The following is a 3,599-nucleotide window of genomic DNA, read 5'->3' as shown; positions in this document are numbered from 1 at the left end:
TAACAGAAAGACCAGTCTGGAATCCGTATTGAGCTCTTTCAACAGTTACGTCATCGAAATACTGTTTGAAGTTTGCAGCAGGTACTTCAGCATGGAACATGCTAGCATACAACGGAGTCTGAGTAGTCAAGCTTGTATGCCATCCGCCAACTGTTGTCCAGTCTGCTTCATTGAATGCACTAACCTTATAAGCAGCAGCATCCAAATCATCTTTTCTTGTTTTGTGAGTAACATCACCTGTAAACTTGTAAACGTCAAGTGTAATCTGACCTTGTTTCAATACAAGTGTATATTCCTTATTAGAAGCAAGATTATAGTCGATAGTCTTCACTGTGATTCCATAAGGTTTCCAAAGATCAACGTCAGCAGCACCTAAGACGATAGCTTTTTTCATAGTTGTACCTTCGTAAACTTCCATGTAGTAGTTAGGAGAATCTTCAGAGATAATGTCTGGATTCAAAGCTTCGCCTGTACCGTTGAACAGCTCAACATAAGTTTTGTCGTCTTTAGCATAAACTTCAGACATGAAGATAGAAGAAGTCTTCTTGTTGTATTTCAAGATACCGATACCAACTACATAGTTGTTACCACCATCAGCAGGAGTTACTCTCAAGTCAACACGGTCACCCTGGATGTCACCAGGATTGAATGCTTCGAATTTTGGCTGATCTACAACTGTAACAGCAGTCATTTCAGAACCTTCGATAGGTAATTCAGGACATGTACCATAAGCATAAACCAATGAATTGGTGTTATTACACAAATCAGCTGTGCTTGTCGGAGTAAAGGTTACAACTAATTCGCCATTAACATTACCATCGGCATCGATTTTGAATGTAGAAGGAGAAATAGTATAAGGAGTACCTTCATTTACCAAAGAAACAACGATTGATTTCTTAGAAGGATCAAGTTCACGACCAGATATAGTCAATGTCTGAGGAACAGGAACATTAATTTGAGTTTTAATACTTTCTACAGCAACTTTGTTAACTACAGGTTTATAGATACGACCTGTTAATTTAGCAGCTGGATAGTCATACATCGGATATACAAATCGTACATCTCCTTCATCATGAGCTAAATAATCAACATAATCATACTCTGCACTTTCCCTCCAAAAACGTCTTGCTTCTTCAATGGTTCGTCCATCATATTCTACAGTAACAATATCAGCAACATTACTATAATTTTCAAATCTTTCTGCTGGATCAAATTTCACGCTAACTTTTGCATAAACTTCACCATATTGGTTAGGCACAATTTCTTTACCTTCTAAAGTACCGTAACCATCCAAAATTTCAACTGTATAAGCAAATGCATCTTCATTAAAATTATCCGGATCAACTGCAATTTTAACATTAGAAGTCAGGTTATAACCAGAAACCAGGAAGCTTCCTTCTGAAAGAGGATTAACTTCTTCTCCACACTGTCCTAAGTATTTGATTCCATAATCTTTACGGAAGTCACTCTTAGTTAACATCCAAGAACCCCATTTTGATAACTTACTGTTATCCATTACGTCTACAACAGACCATTCGTGAATAGTGTTTTCCAAATTAGCTCTTGTATCACCAAATACAATTGCTTGAGTGTTTACGCGCCATCTGTCTTTTTGAACAGCTTTCAACAAATTATAATGAGGATCCCAAACGTACGCAGCATGATATGAATCATGACGATAATCCATATCTCTATCGAATCCGTCACAATCCGGTCTGAAACGTACCCAAATTTCCTTACCAACGTTCTTGAAGTTTTCTTTATCAGTTGGAGTTAACATCGCAACCTTAATTTCAGCAGTTGTTACAGGAGTATTCCATGTGATACCTTTATCAACACTGTAAGAAAAAGCCATATGACCATCGTTGTCATGTGTTTCTAATTTCGCCAATGAAATTTTAAATGTAGCATAATCCTGACCATCATCTGGTTCAACTTTTGTACCTTTCAAAATGAATTTTTTGGTTCTTGAATAAACCTGATCTTGCTTGCTTGCATCGTAAGGAGCATAGAAAGCGGTAGAAATATCACCTACGATATCACCAGCTTTGCTATCTTGTCCTTCGTATTCAAACCATACAGCTGCAATATCACCCACAACTAAAATCTGAGGATATTTCTTTAACCCTATGCTGGGGTCTTCCTGGCCACCGGTAAATGTTGTTAAACCTTTAATCTTATTATGCATCCGATAACGATGATTAATCTTTACATAAACTGTAGGATTAAAATCAATATTATTTACAATTTCAGCATAATTAATAACCAGCTTATTAGATGAATTTTTTACAATAATACCCAAGTCATCTACATGGAACTGATTGTTGTTTACAGCAGTTTCAGAGTAAGAAGACCTGTCTTGATCTGTTGTAAACCATGCAGCTTCAAAACTTGGGTTACCATAAAGACTTGGCTTTGGAATATTCTTACCCCATATCTGAACCGTTTTCGGAACCATATTGGTTTGGAAAGTCAATTTATTTTCTGACAAATAAAGCTCAGGCACAGAATTACCTGTAACAGCAGTAGTTACAACCGGAATATTCTTGATAGGATTCAATCGATCAGTTGTAGCTGATAATTTAGCTTTGAATGAACCAACGATCTTATCAATTGTCATTGGCTTGAATGCAAATGGTTGTGCATTAGCAGGAAGAGTAACCGATTTAGCATCATTTTGGTTATTAAATACAAAATTTGTTGGAGCACCTAAATAAATAACTGATCCATCAGCCAATGTACTTGAAATAGCAAGACTGCTTCCTGTAAGCGATGTCTGATATCCCATACCCGCTTCAAAGTCTGATTTTGAAGGAGTCAAAGTAATGCTAGGAGCATCCGATTGGATTTTCACACTTTTAACAACCAAAGCTGCTGGGAAATGATCACCGTCCTCTCCAACAGGTAAATCAGAAATCAAAGTCACACGGATTAACTTATTATCCAGTGAATTTGGGATAAACTTGTTATCTTCTGTTAGGTCATTAGCTTCCTGGAATAATTTAATCGTTTTTGATGCTGTATTTGTGTTATAAACATCGTTAAACGTACCCCAATCAGAAGTACCATTTTCGTAAATTGTACTATAATCGACTTCATTACCTGCTAAGTCGAAAACCCATACTCTAGCATCGAAATTAACACTCATATTGGATGCGCCACCAAAATGATTGGAAGCTAATTCAATCTGAAGGTCTTTTACATTTTTAAGGTATTTGGCCGAAATATCAAATGTAACGGCCAATTTGTTACCTTCACCCACAAAAACATTTAAATCATTTCCATTAATCCAATAAGTGGAAGTAGATGGATTAGTTGTTTGGATGGTTGTTGATTTGGGTAAATCAAATTCATTTGCCCAATTACCTTCGGTAACAGACAACGAAACCCCGGGAACCAAGTCTCCACTTGATACAGGAGCAGTTTGCTTTTGTGTTCCATCCCACTGAATAATCTTTTGGGATGTCATAATTGACAAATCTGCATTCTGACCAAATACCGAACCCGCACTAAAAGCTGTCATCGCAACGAGTGCGAGAGCTTTCGTTCTAAAGTTTGTAAATTTAATCATAAAAATTTTAATTTAATTAGTAATAAAA

General features: G+C 36.6%; 1 protein-coding gene. It reads right to left on the bottom strand.

Features of this window, described 5'->3' with window-relative positions:
* Positions 1–3,571: hypothetical protein (locus tag PHO71_RS25625; RefSeq protein ID WP_300209014.1), on the bottom strand; the 3,571-nt coding region annotated here is incomplete at its 3' end.
* Positions 3,572–3,599 lie beyond the last annotated feature (28 nt).

The sequence above is a fragment of the Bacteroides sp. genome, assembly GCF_028690125.1.
Taxonomy (GTDB): Bacteria; Bacteroidota; Bacteroidia; order Bacteroidales; family Bacteroidaceae; genus Bacteroides.
Note: the sequence above shows the minus strand (reverse complement) of the source record. Positions and strands in the feature narration are given on the sequence as shown.